Source organism: Geodermatophilus sp. SYSU D00965, from assembly GCF_054050075.1.
In genome coordinates this window covers 43,954-68,053 of record NZ_JBJGYQ010000020.1, presented here as the reverse complement: position 1 = coordinate 68,053, position 24,100 = coordinate 43,954, and the positions used below count along the sequence as shown (strand labels likewise).

Annotated in this window: 22 protein-coding genes and 1 pseudogene; 11 read left to right on the top strand and 12 right to left on the bottom strand. The window is 72.7% G+C overall.

Going from position 1 to position 24,100, the window contains the following annotated elements; all coding sequences use genetic code 11:
* Nucleotides 1-210: 210 nt before the first annotated feature.
* Nucleotides 211-936, bottom strand: a complete 726-nt coding sequence (locus tag ACI789_RS18455) for a PP2C family protein-serine/threonine phosphatase (RefSeq protein WP_457010823.1) — start codon at nucleotides 934-936, stop codon at nucleotides 211-213.
* 134 nt (nucleotides 937-1,070) lie between these two features.
* On the opposite strand from ACI789_RS18455, the gene ACI789_RS18450 reads away from it, so the two are divergent.
* Complete coding sequence (locus ACI789_RS18450; RefSeq protein ID WP_457010822.1) at nucleotides 1,071-2,264, top strand: glycoside hydrolase family 3 N-terminal domain-containing protein; 1,194 nt, start codon at nucleotides 1,071-1,073, stop codon at nucleotides 2,262-2,264.
* 10 nt (nucleotides 2,265-2,274) lie between these two features.
* Here the strand turns inward: ACI789_RS18450 and ACI789_RS18445 are convergent, their stop codons facing one another.
* Nucleotides 2,275-2,457: a hypothetical protein gene (locus ACI789_RS18445; RefSeq protein ID WP_457010821.1), complete on the bottom strand. Its 183-nt coding sequence runs from the start codon at nucleotides 2,455-2,457 to the stop codon at nucleotides 2,275-2,277.
* 77 nt (nucleotides 2,458-2,534) lie between these two features.
* On the opposite strand from ACI789_RS18445, the gene ACI789_RS18440 reads away from it, so the two are divergent.
* Together ACI789_RS18440 and ACI789_RS18435 are read left to right on the top strand one after the other, a co-directional pair.
* On the top strand, nucleotides 2,535-3,212 hold the full coding sequence (locus tag ACI789_RS18440) for a TetR/AcrR family transcriptional regulator (protein WP_457010820.1): 678 nt from the start codon (nucleotides 2,535-2,537) through the stop codon (nucleotides 3,210-3,212).
* An 85-nt stretch (nucleotides 3,213-3,297) separates the two neighbouring features.
* Nucleotides 3,298-3,513 carry a hypothetical protein gene (locus ACI789_RS18435; protein WP_457010819.1) on the top strand — a complete coding sequence of 72 codons (216 nt, stop codon included), beginning with the start codon at nucleotides 3,298-3,300 and terminating at the stop codon, nucleotides 3,511-3,513.
* 1,246 nt (nucleotides 3,514-4,759) lie between these two features.
* Here the strand turns inward: ACI789_RS18435 and ACI789_RS18430 are convergent.
* The 6 genes from ACI789_RS18430 to ACI789_RS18405 form a co-directional block, all read right to left on the bottom strand.
* Nucleotides 4,760-5,101, bottom strand: coding sequence for a hypothetical protein (locus tag ACI789_RS18430; RefSeq protein WP_457010818.1), 342 nt, complete (start codon nucleotides 5,099-5,101; stop codon nucleotides 4,760-4,762).
* 348 nt (nucleotides 5,102-5,449) lie between these two features.
* Nucleotides 5,450-5,680 carry a hypothetical protein gene (locus tag ACI789_RS18425; RefSeq protein ID WP_457010817.1) on the bottom strand — a complete coding sequence of 77 codons (231 nt, stop codon included), beginning with the start codon at nucleotides 5,678-5,680 and terminating at the stop codon, nucleotides 5,450-5,452.
* Between the two features lie 5 nt (nucleotides 5,681-5,685).
* Nucleotides 5,686-6,708 carry an LCP family protein gene (locus tag ACI789_RS18420; protein WP_457010816.1) on the bottom strand — a complete coding sequence of 341 codons (1,023 nt, stop codon included), beginning with the start codon at nucleotides 6,706-6,708 and terminating at the stop codon, nucleotides 5,686-5,688.
* Between the two features lie 44 nt (nucleotides 6,709-6,752).
* Nucleotides 6,753-6,947, bottom strand: coding sequence for a hypothetical protein (locus ACI789_RS18415; RefSeq protein WP_457010815.1), 195 nt, complete (start codon nucleotides 6,945-6,947; stop codon nucleotides 6,753-6,755).
* A gap of 45 nt (nucleotides 6,948-6,992) precedes the next feature.
* Complete coding sequence (locus ACI789_RS18410) at nucleotides 6,993-8,069, bottom strand: NAD-dependent epimerase/dehydratase family protein (RefSeq protein ID WP_457010814.1); 1,077 nt, start codon at nucleotides 8,067-8,069, stop codon at nucleotides 6,993-6,995.
* A 217-nt stretch (nucleotides 8,070-8,286) separates the two neighbouring features.
* A complete protein-coding gene (locus ACI789_RS18405; RefSeq protein ID WP_457010813.1) occupies nucleotides 8,287-8,766 on the bottom strand; it encodes a hypothetical protein in 480 nt (159 codons plus the stop codon).
* Nucleotides 8,767-8,943: 177 nt separating this feature from the next.
* Here ACI789_RS18405 and ACI789_RS18400 point away from each other — a divergent pair, with 177 nt between their 5' ends.
* A complete protein-coding gene (locus ACI789_RS18400; protein WP_457010812.1) occupies nucleotides 8,944-9,444 on the top strand; it encodes a hypothetical protein in 501 nt (166 codons plus the stop codon).
* 5 nt (nucleotides 9,445-9,449) lie between these two features.
* On the opposite strand, the gene ACI789_RS18395 is transcribed toward ACI789_RS18400, so the two are convergent.
* Nucleotides 9,450-9,638, bottom strand: coding sequence for a hypothetical protein (locus ACI789_RS18395; RefSeq protein ID WP_457010811.1), 189 nt, complete (start codon nucleotides 9,636-9,638; stop codon nucleotides 9,450-9,452).
* 538 nt (nucleotides 9,639-10,176) lie between these two features.
* On the opposite strand from ACI789_RS18395, the gene ACI789_RS18390 reads away from it, so the two are divergent.
* The 3 genes from ACI789_RS18390 (at nucleotide 10,177) to ACI789_RS18380 (ending at nucleotide 13,829) form a co-directional block, all read left to right on the top strand.
* A complete protein-coding gene (locus ACI789_RS18390; protein WP_457010810.1) occupies nucleotides 10,177-11,790 on the top strand; it encodes a lipid II flippase MurJ in 1,614 nt (537 codons plus the stop codon).
* Nucleotides 11,787-13,052 carry a lipid II:glycine glycyltransferase FemX gene (locus tag ACI789_RS18385; RefSeq protein ID WP_457010809.1) on the top strand — a complete coding sequence of 422 codons (1,266 nt, stop codon included), beginning with the start codon at nucleotides 11,787-11,789 and terminating at the stop codon, nucleotides 13,050-13,052. Before ACI789_RS18390 ends, ACI789_RS18385 begins: the two co-directional genes overlap by 4 nt.
* Before the next feature lie 108 nt (nucleotides 13,053-13,160).
* The gene (locus ACI789_RS18380) at nucleotides 13,161-13,829 is read left to right on the top strand and encodes a methyltransferase domain-containing protein (protein ID WP_457010808.1); all 669 of its coding nucleotides are present in this window, start codon (nucleotides 13,161-13,163) and stop codon (nucleotides 13,827-13,829) included.
* Nucleotides 13,830-13,854: 25 nt separating this feature from the next.
* Here the strand turns inward: ACI789_RS18380 and nrfD are convergent, their stop codons facing one another.
* Nucleotides 13,855-14,895: an NrfD/PsrC family molybdoenzyme membrane anchor subunit gene (gene nrfD / locus ACI789_RS18375; RefSeq protein WP_457010807.1), complete on the bottom strand. Its 1,041-nt coding sequence runs from the start codon at nucleotides 14,893-14,895 to the stop codon at nucleotides 13,855-13,857.
* 40 nt (nucleotides 14,896-14,935) lie between these two features.
* Nucleotides 14,936-16,000: a 4Fe-4S dicluster domain-containing protein gene (locus tag ACI789_RS18370; protein ID WP_457010806.1), complete on the bottom strand. Its 1,065-nt coding sequence runs from the start codon at nucleotides 15,998-16,000 to the stop codon at nucleotides 14,936-14,938.
* A gap of 185 nt (nucleotides 16,001-16,185) precedes the next feature.
* On the opposite strand from ACI789_RS18370, the gene ACI789_RS18365 reads away from it, so the two are divergent.
* Nucleotides 16,186-16,401, top strand: coding sequence for a hypothetical protein (locus tag ACI789_RS18365; RefSeq protein WP_457010805.1), 216 nt, complete (start codon nucleotides 16,186-16,188; stop codon nucleotides 16,399-16,401).
* Nucleotides 16,402-16,448: 47 nt separating this feature from the next.
* On the opposite strand, the pseudogene fdh reads toward ACI789_RS18365, so the two are convergent.
* Nucleotides 16,449-19,739: pseudogene (fdh, locus tag ACI789_RS18360) on the bottom strand (formate dehydrogenase).
* 688 nt (nucleotides 19,740-20,427) lie between these two features.
* Here fdh and ACI789_RS18355 point away from each other — a divergent pair.
* From ACI789_RS18355 to ACI789_RS18345, 3 genes are read left to right on the top strand one after another with little or no spacing between them, the layout of a single operon-like run.
* A complete protein-coding gene (locus tag ACI789_RS18355) occupies nucleotides 20,428-21,249 on the top strand; it encodes an MBL fold metallo-hydrolase (RefSeq protein ID WP_457010804.1) in 822 nt (273 codons plus the stop codon).
* Nucleotides 21,246-21,878 carry a DedA family protein gene (locus ACI789_RS18350; RefSeq protein WP_457010803.1) on the top strand — a complete coding sequence of 211 codons (633 nt, stop codon included), beginning with the start codon at nucleotides 21,246-21,248 and terminating at the stop codon, nucleotides 21,876-21,878. The genes ACI789_RS18355 and ACI789_RS18350 overlap by 4 nt, the downstream gene beginning before the upstream one ends.
* Complete coding sequence (locus ACI789_RS18345; protein WP_457010802.1) at nucleotides 21,875-24,022, top strand: phage holin family protein; 2,148 nt, start codon at nucleotides 21,875-21,877, stop codon at nucleotides 24,020-24,022. Before ACI789_RS18350 ends, ACI789_RS18345 begins: the two co-directional genes overlap by 4 nt.
* Nucleotides 24,023-24,100 lie beyond the last annotated feature (78 nt).

Genomic DNA, 24,100 nt, shown 5'->3' with positions numbered 1-24,100 from the left:
CGCCCGGGGGACTGCTTGCCGGTCGCTACCGTGTTCCGGCGCCATCCGCGCGCCACTCCGGCCGCAGACTGGAGAGTCGAGCACTGTCCGCGGGTCCTTGCACCGTTCCATTGTGAGCCCTGAGTCGGTCATTGCGTGGTCCTGCCACCGCAGGAGCCCCGAGGGTCACAGGGGACCCGTCCGTTCGCCTCGGAGAACGGGATCCAGGTCCTATCCCTGCACAGTCACAGCGATAGCCACGACGGTGGCGTTGTCTCGGGCGCCCGTTGCATCTGCGGCCCCGACGAGCGTTGCTGCGAGGTCTGCGGCCAGGTGACTGCTGGCTGACAGTTCAGCGAGACGATCGTCGTCGAGCTCGCCTGTCAGGCCGTCTGAACAGCAGATGAATCGCTCCGCCGGCACAACGGGCAGCAGAGCGATGTCAGGTTCGTTGCGAGGACCAACACCCAAAGCCCGGGTGATGATGTGGCGCTGCGGGTGCGTGGCAGCGCTTTCGTCAGAGATGTAACCGGCATCGATCAGCTCCTGCACCACTGAGTGGTCCGTGGTGAGCAACTCCAGTTCTCCGTTGTGCCAGCGGTAGACGCGGGAGTCGCCGACGTGGAAAACCGCCCACTGCGGGCCGTCCCCCTCATTGACGAGGGCTACGCCGGCGACCGTCGTCCCGGCGCCTTGCTTGTCCGGCCCGCGGAAGGCGCGGATCTCGCCGTCCGCCCGCTGCAGCGCCAGTCGGATCTTCTCGACCGTCGTCGTCTCACTGACGCAGAGCGCGCGGAGCGCCTCGATGACGGCCTCCGCAGCCGCGGCGCCGCCCACGTGGCCGCCCATGCCGTCGGCGACGGCGAAGATCGGCGGCTCGGCGATGTAGCGATCCTGGTTGTCCTCGCGCTGACCGACCGCGGTGACCGCTCCCCAGCTCAACTCGACCGGCGGCATCCACACTCCACGGCTCACATCGACGACAACGACCCGCGGGAAGGCGGGTGCGCTGAGAGTAGAAGGTGTAAACCGAACCGGCAGGTCGCACCGCGGCAACGATCGACCGAGGGGCGGACGCGACAATGGGCCCGATGCGGTCGCCCACCTCCCGCTGCTCCGTCCTGGCCACCCTCGCCACGTTGGTGAGCCTCGTCCTCACCGCCTGCTCCGGCGGCTCGCCGACAAGCAGCACCGACAGCCCGACGAGGGAGGCCACGGTGAGCGCCCCTCCGACACCTGACGCCGCTCAGCATGAGGTCGAGGCCGCGCTGGCCAAGCTGGACCGCCGGCAGCAGGTCGCCCAGCTCCTCGTCATCGGCGTCCCGCTGGGCGACCTCTCCCCCGCCGACGCGCTCGTCGCCGAGACCGGCGTCGGCGGGGTCTTCCTCCAGGGCCGCAGCACCGCCTCCGCCGAGGCCCTCGCCGCCACGACGTCCCGCTGGGCCGAGAGCACCGCGGACGTCGACCCCTGGGTCGCCGCCGACCAGGAGGGCGGTTCCGTACAGACTCTCTCCGGCCCTGGCTTCGCCGCCTTGCCCCCAGCCGTCGAGCAGGGCTGCCTGCCGGCCGACGAGATGAAGAGCCTCGCCGACGGGCTCGGCGCCTCCCTGGCCGCCGCCGGGATCAACCTCGACCTCGCCCCGGTCGTCGACGTCGTCCCTGAGGGCACCGAGGACAGCAACGCACCGATCGGCGCCTACGGCCGCCAGTACGGCAGCACCCCTGAGGCAGTCCAAGCTGCGGCCGGCGCCGTCGTCGACGGCCTGGCCTCCCACGGCGTCACCGCCACGCTCAAGCACTTCCCCGGCCTCGGCCGAGCGCAGGAGAACACCGACCACAGCGCCAACGTCACCGACGACGTCACCACGCGGGACGACGAACAGGTCGCCCTCTTCGGCGAACTGGCCGACTCCGACGCCGCACCGTTCGTGATGATGTCGTCGGCCACCTATCCGCAGCTGGACCCGACTGAGCCGGCCATGTTCTCCCCCACCGTTGTCACCGACGTCCTGCGAGACCAGCTCGGCTTCGACGGGGTGGTCATCTCCGACGACGTCGGCGCGGCGAAGGCCGTCCAGGACGTGCCGGTCGGCGAGCGCGCCGTTCGCTTCCTCGCCGCCGGGGGCACGCTCGTCCTCACCGTGGACGCCGGTCAGGTGCCGGAGATGATCGACGCCGTTCTGGCCCGCGCCGACAGCGACCCGGCCTTCGGCGACCAGGTCGACGCCGCCGTCCGTACCGCACTTTCTGCCAAGGCCCGCGCGGGGTTGCTGGGCTCCGACTGAGCCGCTCGGGTCAGACGCCGGACGCCGGGTCGGGCGGACCCGAGAACGCCTGGACCGACACGAGCTCGCGCTCCCCGCCGAAGTGGCGGTTGTGGTCCTCGTACTCCCCGGACCGGCAGACCCGCAGGAAAGCCTTGGTGGCGAGGAGCGAGAGCACGCCCCACCCCGCGATGATCAGCGTCACGATGAGCACCCTCGCCTCCTCACTGCCGGTTCCCGACGGGGGCCATCAGACCACGGTGAGTAGCGCACAACCGTCTCCGAGACGGCGTGTCCAACAGACGGATCGGTGTCGTTTCGTACAGTCGCGGCGCGCCCGCCCAAGAGGCGCACCACGAGGAGCCGCTGATGACTCCCCCGCTCACCACCTGGGGGGACCCGACCCAACCGTCCCGCCGGGTCGAGAAGGACGACCCGCGCGTGACGCGCACCCGTCAACGCGTTCTCGAGGTGGCCCGCACCCTGCTGGTGGAGCACGGCCCCGCCGGCTTGACCCACAGCGCGATCGCGACCACCGCAGGCGTGTCACGGCAGACCCTGTACCGCTACTGGCCCACGCCCGTCGACCTCGTGGCCGAGATGGTCCGCGGCCGCGTCGGCCGGCCGGGCACTCCGGCGTCCGATGCCAGCAGCGCGCTGCGTGACCACCTCGAGGCACTACGGGCCAGCTACGAGGACCTTGCTGCGCAGGCGGCGTACGCGCTGCTCATCGCCGCCGCGGCGAGCGAACCGGCCGCCGAGGCCGTCCTCCAGGACGTGGTCGAGGACCGTCGCCGCATGCTGAACGGGAGTCTCGAGGGGATCTGCCGACCGGTGACCGCCGGGGAGTACGCCGTCCTCGTCGGGCCGATCACCTACCTCGTCCACATCGCTCGGGCCCCCGTCACGGACACCGTGATCGACGCCATCGTGTGGGGCGCCCTGCACGTCATACGCTCGGAGTCGTGACGCGTCAGGCCGCAGCGTGACCCGAACGGAGGGCATGGACAACGCAGGTGACTGCCGGGCTCACCACGCCCCGTACCGTGGCCCGGTGCTCCGCTGGGTATTCGCCCTCGTCGTGGCAGGAATTCTGTCGGCGTTCGCGTTCCTGCTCCTCACCGGCCGCTACCTCAACGACGGCCCGGTGCTGCTGGCGTTCAGCGAGGACCATGGCATACACCGCGGCGACGTCTTTGTCGTCTGCGGTTGGGCGGCCGCGCTGATTTCGGAAGTCGGCCTGCTCCTGACCGCCGGACGACGCGAGTAGCGTTTGGTTGGTGCCTTTTGCTTCGCCCCCACGTCCCTGAGGGCGACCCTCGGGCTAGCGACCAAGACGGACGACGTCGGGCTCGACATCATTCCGCTGGTATGCCAAGTGAACATGCTCGACCGCGGGCAGGGAGTCAACCTCGACTACCCTCGACGGCAGGACGCGCGGTTGCTGCAGTTCGCCAACCTGTCCAGCCCCTACCCCGTTCAGGTTATGGCCGCCCGCGAGTCGCTCTGTCACCCGAGCGGCTCGGGCCGACCGTTGAGCACGCGCTGACCTTCGCCAAGCTGTACGAGTCCACCATCCCGACGAACCGCCGCGTACTGCTAGTGCCCTGCCCGCACGGCGACACCGCGTTGGGCTCCACCGGCAGCTACACGGCCCGTTGGCCAGACCGGCCCGATCAACCTCTACGCCCTGGCCGTCGCCCAGATCGACAAGGCCCTCGCGCTCCCCGGCAAGAACCAGGTGGTCGCCGCGCCGTGGCGCCAGGGCGAGGCTAATAACACCAGCAACCGAGCCAGCTACGCCACGGACCTCGACGCGCCAATCGTCGCCCTCTGGGGCCGCTACGGCGCCATCCTGCCGTTCGTCCTCGGCCAGACGCGCCCGGCGCGATCGCCGCCGATGCCGGGTACACGGCCATCGACGCCGTCCACCGCGCCACCCCAGCCACAAGACACACGTCGGCATGCGGCTGGCCGTGCCGTACTACGACAACGGCGACGCCACGCCCTCTCCGCTGAGGGTCAGCGGTACAACAACCGCAACACCTGGCCGCCTTCCATCTCGCCCTCAAGTGGCCGGTGTCATCGCCCCGGCCCCGGTCTGTGCGCTCGTCCCATCATCGGGTCCGCCAACGACTTCCAGCGCGCTGACGGGCCGCACCAACGCCGCCGGGCAGGCGTGGCAGGTCACCGTCCACGGGTGGGGGAGCATCACCCTGGTGTGGACCGTCGAGTCCGGCCGGGCACGCGCCGTCGCTGGGTAGGCCACCCTGGACGTTGGCAACGCGGACGGCGTGCTCACCGAGGCCATCGGCTCGGTGGGCGCCGGCCATGTCGGCGGCCTCATTCCGCGATTCCGGGACAACGCCAATTGGCTGGCACTGCTGTGGCGGGCTTCCTCCAGTGGCTACAGCATTCGCTGGTCAAGCGGGACGCCGGCACGTAGAGCGCCATCGCCGCCGCCACCGACTTCGTTGCGGGCACCCGCCACGGGATATACACGGCCAACGCTGGTGTCACCGGCACGGTCCAGCTTCACCGGCACGATTGAGTCCATCAGCTTCGTGTCGGCGCAACGACTCGTCCAGGACGCGCGCCGGGGCGCTGACGACCACTGCTCCCTTGGGGACGTCCTTGGTCACGGTCGTGTTCGCGCCAATCGTTGCCCCCGCACCGATCCGCAGTGTCCGGCCCCGCCTGTTCACTAGCACAGCTCCAGCCCCGATTTCAACATCATCCTCGATGATGACCTTGTCGGCTGTGCCCAGATGCGCGCTGCTGGCGATCGTCACCCCGTGCCAGATCCGCACGTTGCGCCCGATGCTGGTGTTCGGGTGGATGACGACGCCGAGCGCCATGTGAGGCAGTCGAACATCGGCTGCGACGTCGGCCTGCGGAGGAAGAACAGCGCGGAATAGGACAAGGTTTAGAGCCTTGAGCAGCCGAGCAGGCAGTCGCAATCCTCGCCGATGAAGCCTGCAGGACAACAGCCACAGCTCCTTGGGGCCGAACTGCCTGGCGGGTCCGTATGCACGCACAGTTGTGACACTACGAGCCCCCTTAGACCAGATGGCCGAGGGCGTCCCAATCCACGTCGGCTCGCGGGGTCGCTACGAGGGAACGGACGACCCATTTCCTCCGTGGAGCGGGGCCGTTGCGGTGGTTGAGGTCAGTGAGCACGGTGCGCAGGACAGGCCCTGTCCCGGTCAGTCCTCCGGATCCCGCGCCAGCAGCACCTGCCGCCGCATGTCGAAGCCGAGCAGCAGCAGCGCCAGCAGCGCGATGCACCCCGCCGCCCACGCGATCGGCATGCCGAGCGAACCGCCCACCCGGGCCCAGAAGACGACGGCCCGCACGTCGAGGACCACCACCAGCAGCAGCACCGCGTAGACGGGCACGGTGGCCCACAGCGACCGGGGACCGAACGCGCGGGCCACGGCGGTCAGCGGAACTCGCCGAGGTGGCCGGCCAGCGAGTCCTCGCGCAGGTATCCCCACAGGGCCGCCGCGCGGGCCTCGTCGAGGTACTGCACCGGCGTCCCGCCCTCGACGCCCGGCCCGCCCACCGGAGCGGCCACGAACTCGGGGTCCCCGACGCCGCGGAACTCCCAGGCGGTCGCCACGAGGTCCTCGGAAGCCAGCGAGTCGTCGACCTGCAGCGCGCCCGTCACCGAGTCCAGCAGCTCGCCCAGCCGCCCCAGGTCGGAGAAGGCGCCCCGCTCGCCCAGGCGGGCGAACAGCGCCTGCACGACCCGCTGCTGGCGGGCCGGCGCCCCGGCCCGCGTCGCGGCGCTCGCGTCGCGCACGTAGGCCACCGCCGCGGCGCCGTCCATCTGCTGCGGACCGGCCGCGAACGCGTACCCCCGGTTGGCGTAGGGCTCCGGGACGTCGACGGTGATCCCGCCCAGCGCGTCGGTCACCGTGGCGAAGCCGGAGTAGTCCAGCTCGGCGTAGTGGTTGACCCGGACGTCGGTCAGCGTCTCCACCGCCCGCACGGCCCCCTGCGGACCGTCCGCACCGAACGCGCCCTCGAGCGTGCTGCCCGTGCCGGCCACCCAGGTGTCCAGCGGGAAGGTCACCACCTGCGCGTGCTGCCGGTCGCCGGTCAGCCGCACCAGCAGCGCCGCCTCCGCGCGGGTCTCGCGAGTGGCGACGTCGGAGGGGTCCACGCCCACGACGAGGAAGGTCAGCGCGTCCTGCCCGGTCGACGGGTCCGCCTCCGCCGGTGCGGGCCGGTCACCGCTGGGGAAGGCGTCCTCGACGCGGTCGACGTCCGACGCCACGTCGTCCACCTGCCACGTGCCCAGGCCGATTGCCAGCCCGGCGACGACGACCAGCGCGCCGAGCAGGGCCAGCAGGACCTTCTGCAGCCGGGAGCGGCGCGCTCGGTGCCGGGCCCGGTTGCGCGCCATGCGCGACTCGACGACCTCGGGCGAGGAGCCGGCCGGCGCCCCCTCCGACTCCACGGCCCCATCGTCGGCCGAGGCGGCGTCCCCTGCCACCGGCTGCGTCAGGCGACGAGGTCGACGACGTGCTTGGCGCCGCAGCCCTCGCACAGCTCGTACAGGCGCACGTCGCCGTCGAACCGCGGGTGCAGCCGGGACAGCCCCCGGCGCGGCAGGCGCGACTCGGTCAGGACCAGACCCTGGCGACCGCAGAGACTGCAGGCGGTGCCGGTGTGCCCGATGGCCCGTCGCTCTCTCACACCGTCAGTGTCTCATCACTCTCCGGAGTGAGGGCGACAGGTCCGTCACACCGTCGTGTCGACGGCGAGGTCCCGCCAGAGCTCCGGACGCGCGGCGAACCACTCGATCTCCCCGACCAGCCCCTCGTCGAGGTCCACCAGCGGCGCGAAGCCCAGCTGCTCGCGCGCCCGGTCGGTTCGGGTCAGGACGTCGGCCACGTACGGGCCCTCGATGTGCCGCGGCTCGGGCGCCTCGACCCCGCGGACGGCGAGCAGCCGGCGCACCCGCTGCGCGAGGGCGACCGTCCGCTCCGCTGTCCCGCTGCCGCCGTGCACCAGCCGGAAGGCCGACCCGCCCCGGGGCGGCTGGGCCACCGCGCGCATCACCAGCCGCGCCGCGTCGGTGACGTGCAGGTAGTCGCGCCGCTCGAGCCCGTCCCCGGCGATCGTCGCCGGCAGGCCCGCCAGCCCGGCCCGCATGAACCGGGGCACCGCCCGCGGCACCGTCTCCCCCGGCCCGTAGACCGTGCTCATCCGCAGCACCGTCGCCTCGGGCCCGCCCGTCGCGGCGGAGATCCGCAGCTGGTCCTCCAGGGCCAGCTTGGCCGCCCCGTAGGCGTCGGCCGGCTCCGGCCGGACGTCCTCGTCCACCGGGCAGGGCGGCGTCCCGCCGTAGATCTCCAGCGAGCTGGTCAGGACGACGTGCCCGACCTGGTCGCCCAGCGCCAGCAGCAGCTCGAGCGGCCCGCAGACGTTGACCCCGAGCTCGTGCTCCGCCCGCCGCACCGGCGTCCCCTGCCCGGGCGGCACCGGCGCGTAGGCCAGGTGCACCAGGTGCTCGGTCCCGACCGCGCCGCGGGCCACCCGCGCCGCCGCCTCCGGCCGCCACCACTCCGCCTCGGGCAGCAGCCGCACCACGCCGTCCCGCACCGCCTGCCGGACCGGTTCCCGCCAGCCCGGGTCCGGCGCCACGATCGTCACCCGGCAGCCGGCCGCGACCAGCCGTGGGACGACGTACGAGCCCAGGAAGCCGGTGCCGCCGGTGACAAGGACCGGCGTGCCGAACAGGTCGACACCGGGTTCGAGCTGCTCCGAGACCAACCGTTCCTGAACGGTGTTGGTGCCGCGCGCAGCCGGGCTCATGCAGTCACGTCGCGACGGTCTGGACGGCGCTGAGCACGGTGGCCTCCCCCTCTGCCGCGGGCCAAGCGGCCTCGGCGCGATCCGGAACACCCCCGTCCGTGGCGCAGGACGCTATGTGGCGCCTCTCACACCCGAGCAGGGACGTTGTGCCCGGGCACAGCCGACGGACGGCGCGCCATCACGTTACGTGCGACCGGGGCGCCGGGACGGGCGAGTCCTACCGCTCGGTCGGGATGCTGGGGGCCGGCGTGCGGTGCGGCGCGGGGAGCTGGGCCGTCCGGCGCGGCTCGGGCACCGCCTCGACCGACCCGTGCGGCGCGGGCTCGGTCAGCGCCGCCCGCAGGGCGTCGGCGAACCGGCGCGCGGACGGCAGCGCCGGCACCGTCGTCCGGCCGAGCGAGATGCCCAGGAATCGCGGCCGCTCGATCAGGTGGTCGCCGACGGTCAGGTGCACCCGTCGCAGGCCCGGACCGGCGTCCTCCCAGCGGACCTGCAACGCCATCTGTCGGACGAACCCGCCCGGGCCGTGTGCCACGTACCGCACCACCGAGCCCGTCGCCTGCGTCTCGGTGATCGTCGTCTGCATGTACGCGCGGCCGGCCTCCGCGGCCCGCCGTCCGGCCTCGCGGATCTGTGCCGGACCCAGCCTCGTCTCGACCGTGAACGCCACGGCCGCGACGTCGTCCTCGACTGCCACGAGCTCCCCCGTCGCCCCCGCCAGGGCATCCCACCGTGCCCCCGCGGCGCAGCCTACGGGCTGGGAAGGACGGAACCGGGCCGTCTCGTCTCGAAGCGCCTCCCGTGTCGTCACCTGACCGGGTGGTTCCCTCGTTCCCGGCTGCACCCCGGGTCCGGACCGGCCGATCTCCGGGTCATGTCCTTCGCGACCGCCCCGCACGGCGTCCCGCTGCCGGATTCCCTCTGCCTCCCGCCGGAGGACGACGTCACGAGCCTGCTGCCGGGCCCCGGCTCGGTGACCGCGCAGCTCACCGAGCGGCTCGCCACCGGGGCGAAGGTCCCCGGCGCCCTCGTCCTCGTCGGTCTGCTGCGCGCGGACGGCACGGAGGCCGTCACCGCCGGCAGCCTGGCCGCCGCCACGGTGGTCCTGGCCCGCTGCGTGCGTGGAGACGACTGGCTGGGCCGGACCGGGCCGGCGCAGTACGCGCTGCTGCTCGGCGGAGGCCTGCCGGGCGCGATGACCGCCGCGGCCCGCGTCGTCCGCGCCATCAGCGCCCTCCGCACCCCCGGGCTCGGCGTGTGCGCCGGCGTCGCGCTGCTGGAGGCGGGGATGACGCCTCAAGAGGTGCTGCGCCGGGCCGCGGCCGGGCTCGCGTCCGCCACCGCGGTCGGGCCGGGGGCGGTCTGCTCCACCTGACGCGCTCAGCGCCGCTTCCGGCGCCACCGTGACAGCAGCGCCCAGGTCACACCGGCGAGCAGCCCGATCCCGGTGACCCAGCCGGCCACCTCCGGGTTGCCGCCGAGTCCGGCCCCCTCCCACACCGCGTAGCCCACGACGTAGCCCAGGACGACGACCAGCAGCGCGGGCACCGCGACGACGAAGAGGGACACACCCGTCCTTCAACGGCCGCGCCCCGCCCGGACGCACCCCTCACGGGGAACGGCCGACGCGTGACCGTTCTGCGGCGACTGCTCCCCGAGGAGCGAAGCCGACGGCCCCTCGCTGAGCGGGTCGACGAGACCGCTGTGCCGGTCACCCCCTGTGACCACCTCCGGACCGCATGGCCACTTCCGCCACGGAGCCGTTCCGATGGACCGCCCAAGGGCTTGACGCTCCGGCGTCCACGGGACAACGTTCCCTGCGCCGCGGGTGCGGGGGACGGCAGGTGAGCCGAGTCGCCACGCCTCCACGCACCCTGGCCGGACGCAGGACCCGAGCCGAGGGGAACGCATGCCAGGTAGCCGGTTCCTGCGGTCCGACGCCGTGTGACGGGCGGCGATGACCACCACCGCCCGCGAGCCACGAGCAGCCGGAGACGACCGACCACGCCGTCGACGGCGGGGGCGGGCTGCCCGCGCCTCGACCGCGCACCGCTCGGCGACCGTGGCGGTGTGGACCCTCGTCAGCCGCGTCACCGGTCTGTTCCGGGTGGTCGTCGTCGGTGCGGTGCTCGGTCCCACGTTCCTCGCCAACACGTTCATCGCGACGAACAACGTCCCCTACATCACCTACGCAGCCGTCGCGGGGCAGGTGCTCTCCTCCGTCGTCGTGCCAGGCATCGTGCGGACCACGTTGCAGGGCACTCCCGACGCCACCGCGCTCTACGTCCGTCGACTCAGCGGACTGCTGCTCGCCGTCTCCAGCGCGGTCGCTCTCCTGCTGGCACTGCTCTCACCACTGCTGGCCTGGACGCTCGTTGTCGGCGTCCCGATCGAGGACCGCGGCAGGGCCCGCTCCATCGCCGTGGTGCTCCTGCTGGTGGTCGCCATCCAGGTCGTGCTCTACGCGCTGGCGAGTCTGGGGGCTGCGGCACAGCAGGCCCGGGAGCGATACGCGTTGGCGGCGGCCGCTCCGGCGATCGAGAACATCGGGCTGCTCATCACGATGGGGGTCTTCGCCCTGCTCCGGCAGGGTCGTCCCGATGTCGGCACCGTCCCCATGGCGCTGGTGCTGTTGCTGGGCGTCGGCGCCACCCTGTCGGTCGGGCTGCACGCCGGGGTCCAGGCGTACGGCGCGCACCGCGTCGGGCTGTCGATCCGTCCGGACTGGCACTGGCGGACCGACCCGGACGTGCGAGCCACCGCACGCCACATGCGGCGTTCGGTCGTGGTCGCGGCGGTCCCGGGCGGCAGCTTCTACCTGCTGCTCGCTGCGGCGGCGACCGTGCCCGGAGGGACGCTCGTACTCCAGATGGCGTACCTCGTGCACATGGTCCCCGTTGCACTCGGGGCACGGGCCGTGGCCACGGCGGCTCTCCCCAGCATGTCTGCAGACGCCACCGACACCGACCGCGCCCGTTACGCAGCTGCCTGGCGGCAGGCGCTGCTGTTCACGGTGGTCACCGGACTCCCCGCACTCTGCGTTCTGACCGTCCTGGCCGAACCCATCGCCGTCGTGCTGGCGGTGGGTGAACTGCAGGACCAGACGCTCGTCAGCTGGCTCGCCACGTGTCTGGCCGTGCTCGGCATCGCGCAGTTGGCCCGTGGCGTGCAGGAGACCGGCCAGCAGGCCCTCTTCGCGCGACTGGACCTGCGTGGGCCCCGACTGGCCTGCTGGCTGGCTCTCGGCGTGACCCTCGCCGGTGTGGCGACGGCTCTGTTGTTGCCGTCCGGCTCACCGCGCCTGTTCGCGCTGGCAGCGACGGTCCTCCTCGCCGACGTCTCCGCCGCCGCGACGCTGGTGGTCATCGTGCGGCGCGGCATCCGTCCCGAACCCGCCTTCGACCCGCGCGCGCTGGGGTGTGCGTCACTGGCAGCGCTCACCATGGTGCCGGTCCTGTGGGCGGGCACCTTGCTGAGCAATGGGCGGCAGATCCACGACTCCGCCGTCGTGGCTCTCACGGCGCTGCTGGCCATGGCCCCCTTCGCCGCCACCCTCATCGCACTCCAGCGGCACCCGAGGCCCGGTGCGCCGGTCGTTGGGCCGCCACCAGCCGCCGTGGTGGGCGCCGCACCGGCCCAGGGCGCACTCCGACGCGACGAGGCGCTCAACCCCGGCGACGGCGACGCTTCGGGCGCAGGGCGCCGAGAGGAGACCTCGTGACCGCTAACAGGAAGTCGCCCCCGCTGGTGGACGGATCCGACCGCGCCGGAGCGAACCTCGAGACAGGGCGGAGGAGACGCCCGCCGCGCAAGCAGCACCCAATGCCGGGTGCAGGACCGATCGCCACGGTCTCCGCGGAGTCGCCGGATCCGGAGCAGTTGCGTGCATGGGACCGGCTGGTGCGCTCCGTTCCACTGGCCGACGTGGTGCAGCTCTCCGCCTGGGCGCGCCTGCGTGCACGTGCCGGATACCGCCCGACGTACGTGTTCGCGACACAGGAGGACCGTCTGGTGGGCGGGGCGCAGATCCTCGAGCGCCGCATCCCTGGCTTCGGTCGTGTCGGGTACCTGTCGAACGGTCCTCTCGTGTCGCAGGACACCGAAGCCCCGGATGCGGTCAGGCGAGCACTCACGGACGCCGTCACGAGCCTGGGCCGCACCCGCCTGCGGGCCGTCTTCGTGCAACCCCCCGAGGGCGCTCCGCCTGCCTCCACCGAGTGGCTGGACCGTGGCTTCCGGCGCTCAGACGCGGGCATCGCGCCGGTGGCTTCCCTGCGCATCGACCTCTCCGTGGACGTGGAGCAGTTGCGCCGGAACCTGAGCAAGGACGTCCGCAAGGCGGCGAACAGATGGGGCCCCCGCGGGGTGACGGTCCGGTGCAGCACCGTCGAGGACGCCGACGTGCTCGCAGAGCTGCTGGCCTCGACGACCCGGCGTCAGAGTGGGTCGGTCCTCTTCGGCAGCTCGTACCTGGCCGCCATGTACGAGGAACTGAGCGGGGACGGGGAGTTCGTCGGCTTCTTGGGGGAGGTGGCCGGTTCTCCTGTCGCGATGAAGCTCCTCACCGGCTGCGGCGGCGTCCTGAGGAGTCGAATGAAGGGCTTTCGGCCGACCGAGGGTGTGCGCCAGTTCAACGTGCCGGCTGCCGTGGAGTGGGCCGCCATCACGTGGGCCAAGGAGCAGGGCTACCGCTGGTACGACTTCGGCGGCGTGCTACCCGAGTCCCTGCCTGCCCTGGCCGACGGCGAGTACGACGTTGACGCGCTGCCGGGGCCGGACCGGTACAAGGTCCGCTTCGGTGCGCACCTGTGCCGGTATCCCACCCCGGTCGAGTTCATCCGACCGGCAGTGGTGCGCTGGACATACGACCTGAGCCGCCGTACGGGTGCGGGCCGGAAAGCCGTCAACCGGCTGAAGCACATGGCCCAGTCCGGCGCCACGGGCTGGTCGCGGAGAGCGGCCGGACCGCCTCGACGACCGTGACCACCGGTCCGGCCGGCGGTCGCCGATGAGCGGGAGCCCTCGCCTCACCGAGGCGGCGACGCCACCCCCGGTCCTCTCGTCGGCTCGATGCCACAACCAGGAGGCCACGTGATCCGCGTCCTGTTCGACCGGGCGATCCGGCCGCCCTACGTCTGGGCCCGGGAATCGGTCACGAGAGCAGTCTTCGAGCGGCACTACCAGGTCGACACAGCCGGTGTCGTGAACGGACAGGAGCTCGGGCTGCCGGACCCTCGGTTCATCCGGTACAAGCCGTCGGCGCTGCTCACACTGCGCCGGATCCTGCCTCCGCGCGAGGTCAGCCGGGACGACGTCTTCGCGGACTTCGGTTCTGGCAAGGGTCGGGTGGTTCTCCAGGCGGCGATGCGCTACCCGTTCCGGACGGTGTACGGCATCGAGTTCGCCGAGCAACTGCACCGAACGGCCCAACGGAACGTCGAAGCCAACCGTGACAGGTTGGGAGACACCGACGTCCGACTCGTGCACGCGGACGCGCGGTCGTTCGACATCCCCGACGACCTGTCGGTGGCCTACTTCAACAACCCCTTCGTCGGCGAGGTGTTCACCGCCGTCATCGATCGGCTCCTGGCGTCGGTGGACCGCTGCCCACGTCGGATGAGGATCGTGTACAGCAACCCGGTCATGGAGCCCGCCCTCCTCGCCACCGGCCGGGTACGCCTTCAGCGCACACTGCGCGGCCGACGGCCGACGCCCGACTGGTCTCGCTCCGCGTCCACCCGGCTGTACGAGGTCGTGTGACGGCGGCAGCCCCACATCGAGGACGTCAGCGGGTGACGGTCGACGCGTGGCCGTTCTGCCCGGCGTTGAGCCGCTCCCGCTGCGGGACCACGACGTACTTCGGGTCCCGGGTGCTCTCCAGGCCCGCCTCGAACACCCCGAACCGGGTCAGCAGCGACCCCGCGGCCAGCAGCACGCCCGACGCCACCGCGCCCGCCCGCCGCCGTCCGGCGACGACGGTCAGCGCCGCTCCCGCCGCGGTGCACGCCTTCGCCGCGCGCAGCAGGATTCCGGGCCGGCCCTCGTGGTAGGGCTCGCTGACGATCCCGTGGCCGGTCTCCACCCGCTGGGTCACCGCCAGCTCGATCGCCGCACCGGCCACCGCCATCTTGCGGGCGGGCCCGGCCTCGGCGACCGGGGTCAGCGCCATCGCGATCCCGCCGCCGGCGGCCATCCCCGAGGCCCCGAAGAGGTACGGCAGCTGCTTGTACGCCGCGTGCCACGACGGGACGGCGGTGTTGGCCAGCAGCACCCCGGTGTAGCTGGCCAGCGGACCGCCGAACAGCGCCGCCACCGCCCCGCCGAAGCGCTTGAGCCCCGGGAACCAGCCCAGCAGCTCCACCGCCGCCGTCGCCCCGGCCGCCGCGCTGAACGGTGACAGGATGTAGGTGCCGACCGACAGCGGCGACGTCGGCTTGAGCACCCGCAGCATGTGCAGGAACCGCTCCGGCCGGCCGAGGTCGTGGACGAGGAACACCACCGAGGCGATCGCCCCGCCGCCGGAGACCAGCCGGGTGACCCGCGTCAGGTGCGGCCGGTCGGTGAGGTCGGCGATCGCCCCGAGGATGGACGACGACCCGGCCGCGCCCCCGAGGAATAGGTACAGCGGGACGTCCGGGCTCTTCCAGATCGGTGTCTTGACGATCTGCCGGCCGTAGTACGAGGTGAACTCGGCCTCCTCGACCATCGGCACCTCGCCGCCGGGCCGGCCACCGCCCCGACGACGGCGCCGCTTCCCGTTCGCCGTGACGTCCGAGCCCCCGGCCCGGCGCCAGCCCGCACCCGGCGTCGCGACCCCCTCGGTCATGCCGCCACCTTCGAGGGCGGGAATGGCCGTCTCTGCCCCATCAGCGAGGCCTCCTCGAGCCGAGCACGGCCGACAGCGCCACGCCGACGATCATCGCGGCGGCGGCTCCGGCCGCCCTCCACATGGCGGGCAGGTCGCGCGTGGTCACCACCGGGTCCGGCGGCAGGCCGTAGACCTCCGGCTCGTCGAGCAGCAGGAAGAACGCACCGTTGCCGCCGACGCCGTCGTCCTCGTCCCGCCCGTAGAGCCGGGCGGTCTCGACGCCCTGCGACTTCAGCGTGGCCAGCCGCGCGTCGGCCCGGGCCTGCAGCTCGTCGAGGTTGCCGAACTGGATCGACTGGGTGGGGCAGGCGGTGGCGCACGCGGGCTGCAGGCCGTCGGTCAGCCGGTCGTAGCAGAGGGTGCACTTGAACACCCGGCCGTCGCCCTTGCGCTGGTTGATGACGCCGTACGGGCACGATGCGACGCAGTAGCCGCAGCCGTTGCAGATGTCGCCCTGGACGACCACCGTGCCGAACTCGGTGCGGAACAGCGCCCCGGTCGGGCAGACGTCCAGGCAGCCGGCGTGCGTGCAGTGCTTGCAGACGTCGGAGCTCATCAGCCAGCGGATCTGCTTGTCGGTGCCCGACTGCCCGGTCTGCGGGTCGTACTCGCTCAGCGCCTCTGCGTTGAGCACGCTGGCCTGCGCGTCGGCGAGGCTGTCGCCGGTCGCGTTGGACGGCGAGGGCCCGGTGCCCTGCCGGTCGTCCCCGGGCCGGCCGAAGGTCGGCATCGGCAGGTCCACCGGGCGGCTCTGCTCGATGAACGCCACGTGCCGCCAGCTGTTGGCGCCCAGCTGGCCGGTGTTGTCGTAGGACATGCCGGACAGCCCGATGACGTCCCGCGTGCCGTGCGAGTCGTCCATCGGCAGCGTGTTCCACTCCTTGCACGCCACCTCGCAGGCCTTGCAGCCGATGCACACCGAGGTGTCGGTGAAGAAGCCCACCCGCGCGGGGTGGTCGGCGTCGTAGCCGGCCTCCCCCTGGACGTCGGGCAGCGGCCCGAACAGCCGGTTCTCCGGGTCGCGCCCGGTGAAGGCCGGGCTCGCCGAGCTGATCGAGGTCATCCCTGCTCCTCTCGCAGCGATCGCCCGGACGTTCGGGGGGAGCCGCCCGCAGCCTGCGACACTCGACTGGACGCGAGCAGTCGATGACGGACAGTGATGCAAGCACGCGTCGTGGCCGCTCGATCGGTGGAACGAGTCCCCGACCGCCTTGCCGCTCCGGTGACGCATCGTGACGATCCGGAGTCATGACCCGACGCACGCGGATCGTCCTCGGCCTGGCCGACCACTCCTGCACGCTGTGCGGCAAGGGTGTACCGGAGCTGGTCGAGTCGCGGAACGTCCGTCGGCTGCGCGACCGCCTCAACCCCGCCTGGGATCCCGCGGTGCGCCACACCGAGGTCTGCCGGGTCTGCGGTGCCCGCGCACGCATCGAGGCGGAGGAAGCCCTCCTCACCGGATGAGTCGACGGGCCTGACCCGGGCTCCCCCGCGAGATCGCTCCGTCGCGATCACAGCGTCGAGCCTTCCCCAGCGGACGCCTCGACCGGGTCGCGACCGTTGCGCCCGACCCGCCCCGACGCCACCCCGGCCCGCCGCCGGTACTCCTCCACGAACTCCACCAGCTCCGGCCCGCGCGGCCGCCGTCCGGGCCGGATGTCTGCGGTGCTGACCTTGTCCTCCTGGATGTGGGTGTTCGGGTCGAGCACGATGCCCAGCAGGTCGTTGGCGGAGTCCCCGGTGGAGATGCCGCTGTAGGACCAGTGGTACGGCATGCCGATCTGGTGCACCACCGTGCCGTCGCGCAGCCGGATGGGCCGCATCCGCTCGGTGACCAGCACCTTCGCCTCGATCGCGCTCCGCGTGCTGACCAGCGTGGCGTACTCGCCGTTGCTCAGCCCGCGCAGCTCGGCCAGCTCCGGGCTCACCTCGACGAAGAACTCCGGCTGGAGCTCGGCCAGGTACGGCAGCGTGCGGCTCATCCCACCCGCGGTGTGGTGCTCGGTGAGCCGGTAGGTGGTCACCTGGAACGGGAAGACCTCGCTGCGCGGTGGGTTCTCCCGGTTCCACGGCCCCTCGATCCGCTCGATCGTCGGGTTGGCCTGCTGCTTGTAGAACGCGTTCTCCACGACCGACTCGGCCGCTTCGTAGTGCGTCGGCAGCGGGCCGTCGACCAGCCCCGCGGGCGCGTACAGCCAGGCCTTGCCGTCGCCCTGCATGACGAACGGGTCGTTGCCGGCGAGCGCGTCCTGCGCCTTCGCCCCCTCGGGCGGCACGTAGGACGGCGACTTGGTCGCCTCGAAGTCGGGGACGTCCTCACCGACCCAGCGACCGGCGTCGGCGTCCCACCAGACGTACTTCTTCCGCTCGCTCCACGGCCGGCCCTCGGGGTCGGCCGAGGCCCGGTTGTAGAGCACACGCCGGTTGTACGGCCACGCCCAGCCCCACTCGGAGGCGACCGGGCCCTGCTCGCGGCCGGGCTTGCGGCGGGCGGCCTGGTTGACCTCGTCGGCGTAGACGCCGGAGTAGATCCAGCAGCCGCAGGACGTCGACCCGTCGTCCTCGAGGTCCATGTACCCGGAGACGGCGCGGCCGTCCGGGCCCACCCCGTTGATCTCGCGCAGCACGGCCTCGGCGCTGGGCTCGCCCTCGGGCCCGTGCGTCGGGTAGTCCCAGGTGAGGTCGAGCAGCGCGCGGTCGCGCGGGTCGGTGGAGTCCTCCAGCCGCTCCCGCAGGATGCGGCCCAGGTGGAAGTAGAACCACAGGTCGCTGCGGGCGTCGCCCGGCGGGTCGACCGCCTTGTGCCGCCACTGCAGCACCCGCTCGGTCTGGGTGAACGTCCCCTCCTTCTCCGCGTGCGTGGCCGCGGGCATGAAGAAGACCTCGGTCGCGATCGACTCGGGTGCGAGCTCCCCGGTCTCGATCTCCGGGGACTCGTTCCAGAAGGTCGCCGACTCGATCAGCTGCAGGTCGCGGACGACCAGCCAGTCGAGGTTGGCCAGGCCGAAGCGGTTCATCCGGCCGTTCGGGTGCCCGACCGAGGGGTTCTCCCCGACGAGGAAGTAGCCGGAGACCTTCCCCTGGATCATGTCGGCGATCGTCCGGTAGGAGCTGTGGTCGCCGTCGATCTTGGGCAGGTGGTCGAAGCAGAAGTCGTTCTCCGGCTGCGCGGCGTCGCCGAACCAGGCCTTGAGCAGGTTGACCATGTAGGTCCGCTTGTTGCCCCAGAAGCCGGCCTTGCCGGCCGCGTCGGCGACGTAGTCCTCCAGCGTCTGGTGCTGGAGGGCGTGCGGCATGGGCAGGTAGCCCGGCAGCAGGTTGAACAGCGTCGGGACGTCGGTCGAGCCCTGGATGCTGGCGTGCCCGCGCAGCGCCATGATCCCGCCGCCGGGCCGGCCGATGTTGCCCAGCAGCAGCTGCAGGATCGACGCCGTCCGGATGTACTGCGCGCCGACGCTGTGCTGCGTCCAGCCCACCGAGTACACCCACGCCGTCGTCCGGTCGCGGTTGCTGTTCTCGGTGACCCAGCGGGCGACCTGGGCGAACACCTCCGGCTCGATGCCGCAGACCTCGGCGACCATCTCGGGGGTGTAGCGGGCGAAGTGCCGCTTGAGCACCTGGAAGACGCAGCGGGGGTGCTGCAGCGTCTCGTCCCGCTTCGGCTTGCTGGCGATCGGCGGGCCACCGCTGCCGGCGGCCTGCGCCCGGTCGGCCTTCTTGACGTCGGGGTGCTGCTCGATGGCCTTCTGCTCGGCGGCGCCGGCCGGGGAGTCGGAGGAGGAGTGCGGCGGCTCCTCCGGCTCGTACTGCCAGCTGGACTCGTCGTAGGTGCGGGTCTGCGGGTCGAACCCGGAGAAGACGCCCTCGAGGTCCTCGGCGTCGACGAAGTCCTCGCCCACCAGCGCCGCGGCGTTGGTGTAGGCGACCACGTACTCCTTGAAGTACAGGTCGTTGTCGAGGACGTACTTGATCAGCCCGCCGAGGAACGCGATGTCGGTGCCGACGCGGATGGGCACGTGCAGGTCGGCGATCGCGCTGGTCCGGGTGAACCGCGGGTCGATGTGCACGATCTTCGCGCCGCGCGCCTTGGCCTCCGACACCCACTGGAAGCCCACCGGGTGGCACTCGGCCATGTTCGAGCCCTCGATGACGATGCAGTCGGCGTTCGCCAGGTCCTCGAGGGTGTTGGTGGCACCGCCACGTCCGAACGAGGTCCCCAGACCGGGGACCGTGGCGGAGTGCTATATGCGCGCCTGGTTCTCGATCTGGATCGCGCCCAGGGCGCTGTAGAGCTTCTTCATGAGGTAGTTCTCCTCGTTGTCGAGGGTCGCCCCTCCGAGGCTCGCTACTCCCATGGTCCGGTTGACGCGCTTGCCGTCGTTCTCGTCCTGCCAGCCCTTGCGGCGGGCCTCCAGGACGCGGTCGGCGATCATCTCCATCGCCGTGTCGAGGTCGAGGTCCTCCCACTCCGTCCCGTACGGACGGCGGTACCGGACCTTCGTGACCCGGGTCGGGCTGGTCACCAGCTGCTTGCTCGCGCTGCCCTTGGGGCACAGCCGGCCGCGGCTGATCGGCGAGTCCGGGTCGCCCTCGATCTGGACGATCTGCTCGTCCTTCACGAGGATCCGCTGCCCGCAGCCGACGGCGCAGTAGGGGCAGACGCTCTGCACCACGCGGTCGGCCGTGGCGGTACGGCTGACCAGGTTCTCGGTCGCCTTGCTGCGGGCGGCCCTGCCGCGTCCCAGCGGGTCGGGGCCGGTCAGCTGCCGGAACACCGGCCACGCATCGAGCCAGGTCTTCACCCGCTCGACTCTGCCACCTGCGCGGAATCTCGGCGCGTTGACCTGCGTGCCGCGTGACCGGAGCGAGAGACCTACACGACCTCGGGGTACCGGGTCCTCGGTTCGCGCCGTCGCTCAGGCCGCCCCTGACGCGCCCACTCCAGCTGATCGCTCGTCTTCATGGCCAGCCCGGCGACACACGCGACCGCGAGAGCGACGAGCGGCCACGCGATGAGCAACCAACCCCACCACGTCATAGATGCGCCTTCTATCCATCCCCGTGCGTCGCCCACGATCCCGGAGTGACCGGTGGTGCACAAGGTGCGATGTGCATCAGCCTTCGATCAACCGGAGCGACCGGATGGGCGGTCCGGCAGCGTCCGGCGATCTGCCCGACTCGTAACCCCGGCTCTCGTCCTCCCATCGCCCGGCCCGGCCGATGGCGCTGAACGCCACGAGGGCCAGACTCGCCAGGACGAACCACCCCGTGGCGACGCAGATGAGGACCATGTGACTGATGGTGCTCACTGTGCCGCCTGTGCAAACAGTCCCCAAGCTGTGGGGAAGCCCGTGCGGATGACCCCACCTCACCCCTCTGGGACCACGTCGTCGAGCCCCGTCACCCACCGTCATCCGCGGCGTGGTCAGGGCCTCCCCGTAAGGGTCAAACCGGTGCCGGACCGTCGCCGGGCAGGTCGATACTGGGCGCGTGGGGGACCTGGAGATGCACTTCCTCGGCCACTCGACGGTGCGCGTCGAGCTGGCCGGGCACACCGTGCTGACCGATCCCCTGCTCACCGGCCGCGTCGGGCCGCTGCGACGGGTGGTCCCCCCGCCGGGCCCCGAGGCCTGGGCCGGCGTCGACCTGGTGGTCGTCAGCCACCTGCACGGCGACCACCTGCACCTGCCCTCGCTGCGCCTGCTCGGGCCCGACGTCCGCGTCGTCGTCCCCCGCGGCGCGGGCGCGTGGCTGCGCGCGAAGGGCTTCCGGCACGTCGTCGAGGTGCTGCCCGGCGAGGCCTTCACCCACGGCGCCCTGCGGGTGACCGCCGTCCCCGCCGACCACACCGGCCACCGCTGGGGCCCGCGGCTCACCCACGGCCCCGACACCACCGCGGTCGGCCACCTGGTCGAGGGCGGCGGTCGCACCGTCTACGTCAGCGGCGACACCGACCTGTTCGACGAGATGCATCTGCTGGGCGACCGCGGGGTCGACGTCGCGCTGCTGCCCGTGTGGGGCTGGGGCCCCACGCTCGGCCCCGGCCACCTCGACCCGGACTCCGCGGCCGAGGCCACCGCCCGGCTGCGCCCGCGGGTCGCCGTCCCGGTGCACTGGGGCACCCTCGCCGTTCCCGGCGGCACCGTGCTCCCGGGCCTGCGCGGCCGGGTGCGCCCCCTGCTGGTCGAGCCGCCGCGCACCTTCGCCGCCGCCGTCGCCGCACGCGGACTCGACACCCACGTGGCGGTCACCGAGCCCGGGCAGCCGGTGCTCCTGCCCCCGCCGCCGGACGTCGGGGAGGTGGCGGCGTGAGCACGGGCGCGCTCGCGGCGGGCTGGACCGACGGGTCGATCGGCTACCCCGTCCTGTTCGGCGGCGTGCTGCTCGGCTCGATCGTGCCCGTGGTCCCCACCGGCGCGGTCGTGGGCGCCGGCGCGGCCTTCGCGATGACCGCCCACGAGCTCAACCTGCCGGTGGTCGTCCTCGTCGCCACCCTCGCGGCGTGGACCGGCGACGTGGTCACCTTCGCCATCTGCCGGTTCGGCGGCCCCGCCGCGGTGCGCTGGGTGGCCCGTGGCCAGCACGCCGAGCGGATCGAGGAGGTCCGCGAGCAGTTCCGCCGGCACGGCTGGCAGATCATCGTCGTCGGCCGGCTGCTGCCCGCCGGACGGATCCCGGTGCTGCTCGCCGCCGGTGCGCTGGCCTACCCGTGGCGGCGGCTGCTGCCCGCGTCCCTGCTGGCCGCGGCCCTGTGGGCGCTGGCCTACGCGCTGCTGGGCGTGGTCAGCGGCGGCATCTTCGACTCGCCCTTGACCGCGGTCCTGCTGGCCACCGTGCTCGTGCTCGTCGTCGGCGCGGTGCTCAACCTGGTGAGCGCGCGGCGCCGGAAGACCCCCGAACCCGACCGCGAGCCCGATCCCTCGCCCTGCGGACCGGCATGAGCCCACCCGCTGCGCCCGGCCGGGTCCTGCAGCGCGGCCGGACGCCGGCCCGTGTGCTGCTCACCTGGGCGGCGAGCACCGCCGCGCTGGTGGCCCTGGACGCCTGGCTCGAGGACTTCGCGATGGCCGGCCCGTGGCAGCCGCCGGTGATCGCGCTGCTGCTGGGCGCGCTGACCGCCCTGGCGTGGCCGCTGGTCATGCGCGTGGCCCTGCCGCTGGCCTTCTTCACCTTCGGCCTGGGCAGCTTCCTGCTGCTCGGCGCGGCGGTGCTGGGCCTGTCCTTCGTCATCCCCGGCGTGGTGATCGAGAACCTGCGCACCGGCGTCGCCGTCGGCGTGGGCATGGCCGCCGTCTCCGGCCTGGTCAGCAGCGTGCTGGCCATCGACGAGGACGAGCTGTTCTTCCGCCGCGCGCGCCGCCGGGCCCGGGCGAGCGCGGACGGCGAACGGCGGCCGCCGGGCGTGCTGTTCCTGCAGATCGACGCGCTGTCCTACGACACCGCCCGCCGCGCGGTCCGGGACGGCTCGATGCCGCACCTCGCCGCCTGGCTGCGCTCGGGCAGCCACACGCTGACCTCCTGGCACACCGACTGGAGCTCGCAGACCGGCGCGTCGGTGATGGGCATCCTGCACGGCTCCAACCACGACATCCCCGGGTTCCGCTGGTTCGACAAGGACCGCGGCCGGATCGTCCGCGTCTCCTCCCCGGTCGACGCCGCCGAGCTCGAGCGCGCGCACTCCGACGGCCGCGGCCTGCTCTCCGGCGGGGGCGCCAGCCGGGGCAACCTGTTCACCGGGGACGCGACGCACGTCAGCCTCACCATGAGCTCGCTGGCCCACGTCGTCCCGGCGTCGAGCCGGCGCGCGCGGCTGGCCCGGGAGCGGGTCGGCTCCGGGTACTACGCCTACTTCGCCAACCCGGTGAACGCGCTGCGCACCATCGCCGTCTCGGCCGTCGACGTCTACCGCGAGCTGGTCGCGGCGGCCCGGGAGCGGCGCGCCGACGTGCGACCGCGGGTGTCGCGCGGGGGCTTCTACCCGCTGGCCCGGCCGGGGACGACGGTCATCGCACGCGACGTCGTCGTCTTCGCCCTGCTCGAGGACGTGATGGCCGGCCGGCCCGTCGCCTACGCGGACTTCCTCGGCTACGACGAGGCCGCCCACCACGCCGGGCTGGAGCGCGCCGACAGCCTGGCGGTGCTGCGCAGCATCGACCAGCAGATCGGCCGGCTGCACCGCGCCACCCAGCTGGCGCCGCGGGAGTACCACCTGGTGTGCCTCTCCGACCACGGGCAGACGCAGGGCGAGTCGTTCGCCGGCCGGTTCGGGGAGTCGGTCGAGGAGCTCGTCGGCCGGCTCTGCGGCGGCGGGGAGCTGCCCGAGCCGCACCTCACCGGCCCGCGGGACAGCCGCCGGCTGACCGAGGGCTGGCAGGTCGGCGCTGCGCTGGCCGAGGGCGGCGTGATCGCCCGCCGGCTGCGCGAGCGGGTGGAGCGCGCCGAGGCCGTGCCGCACTCCCACGAGCTGCCGCAGGACCGCGAGGAGCACGGGCCGCGGGTGGCGCCCGGCGTGGTCGTCGCCGTCTCCGGCCACACCGCGATGGTGTCCTTCGCCGACCTCCCGGGCCGGGTCTCGCTGGAGGAGATCGAGCGGCACTGGCCCGAGCTGCTGCCGGGCCTGGTCGACCACGACGGCGTCGGGTTCGTGCTGGTGCACTCCGAGGAGTACGGGCCGGTGGTGCTCGGCCGCGACGGGGTGCACCGGCTGGCCGCGGGGCTGGTGATCGGCGAGGACCCCCTGGCGCCGTACGGGGAGCACGCGGCGGCGCTGGTGGCCCGCGCGTCGACGTTCCCGCACTGCGCCGACGTCGTCATCAACAGCCGTTACGACCCCGACACCGACGAGGCCTCGGCCTTCGAGCCGCACGTCGGGTCGCACGGCGGACTGGGCGGGCCGCAGCAGCACGGTTTCCTGCTGTACCCGCGCTCCTTCCGGCCGCCCGGCGAGGTGGTCGGCGCCGAGCAGCTGCACCGGGTCCTCCGCGGCTGGCTCACCGACCTCGGCCACCCCGAGCCGACCGGCGCGGGCGCCGTCGTCGGCCCGCTGAGCGCGACGGCGCTGCGGGAGTCCGGCGTGGCGGTGTGACGGCCGGCGAGACGCCTGGTGACGGTCACGTGAACTCGGTCGCGCCCGCTGGCCTCGGGATCGGGTCCTCCCGGAAGG

Bases quoted from the DNA above. Each gene is read 5' to 3' on its own strand.
- ACI789_RS18365 (WP_457010805.1), top strand. From the start codon at position 16,186: ATGACCCGACGCACGCGGATCGTCCTCGGCCTGGCCGACCACTCCTGC.
- ACI789_RS18370 (WP_457010806.1), bottom strand. From the start codon at position 16,000: ATGACCTCGATCAGCTCGGCGAGCCCGGCCTTCACCGGGCGCGACCCG.
- ACI789_RS18450 (WP_457010822.1), top strand. From the start codon at position 1,071: ATGCGGTCGCCCACCTCCCGCTGCTCCGTCCTGGCCACCCTCGCCACG.
- ACI789_RS18410 (WP_457010814.1), bottom strand. From the start codon at position 8,069: ATGAGCCCGGCTGCGCGCGGCACCAACACCGTTCAGGAACGGTTGGTC.
- ACI789_RS18400 (WP_457010812.1), top strand. From the start codon at position 8,944: ATGTCCTTCGCGACCGCCCCGCACGGCGTCCCGCTGCCGGATTCCCTC.
- ACI789_RS18345 (WP_457010802.1), top strand. From the start codon at position 21,875: ATGAGCCCACCCGCTGCGCCCGGCCGGGTCCTGCAGCGCGGCCGGACG.
- nrfD (WP_457010807.1), bottom strand. From the start codon at position 14,895: ATGACCGAGGGGGTCGCGACGCCGGGTGCGGGCTGGCGCCGGGCCGGG.
- ACI789_RS18430 (WP_457010818.1), bottom strand. From the start codon at position 5,101: ATGGCGCTCGGCGTCGTCATCCACCCGAACACCAGCATCGGGCGCAAC.
- ACI789_RS18455 (WP_457010823.1), bottom strand. From the start codon at position 936: ATGCCGCCGGTCGAGTTGAGCTGGGGAGCGGTCACCGCGGTCGGTCAG.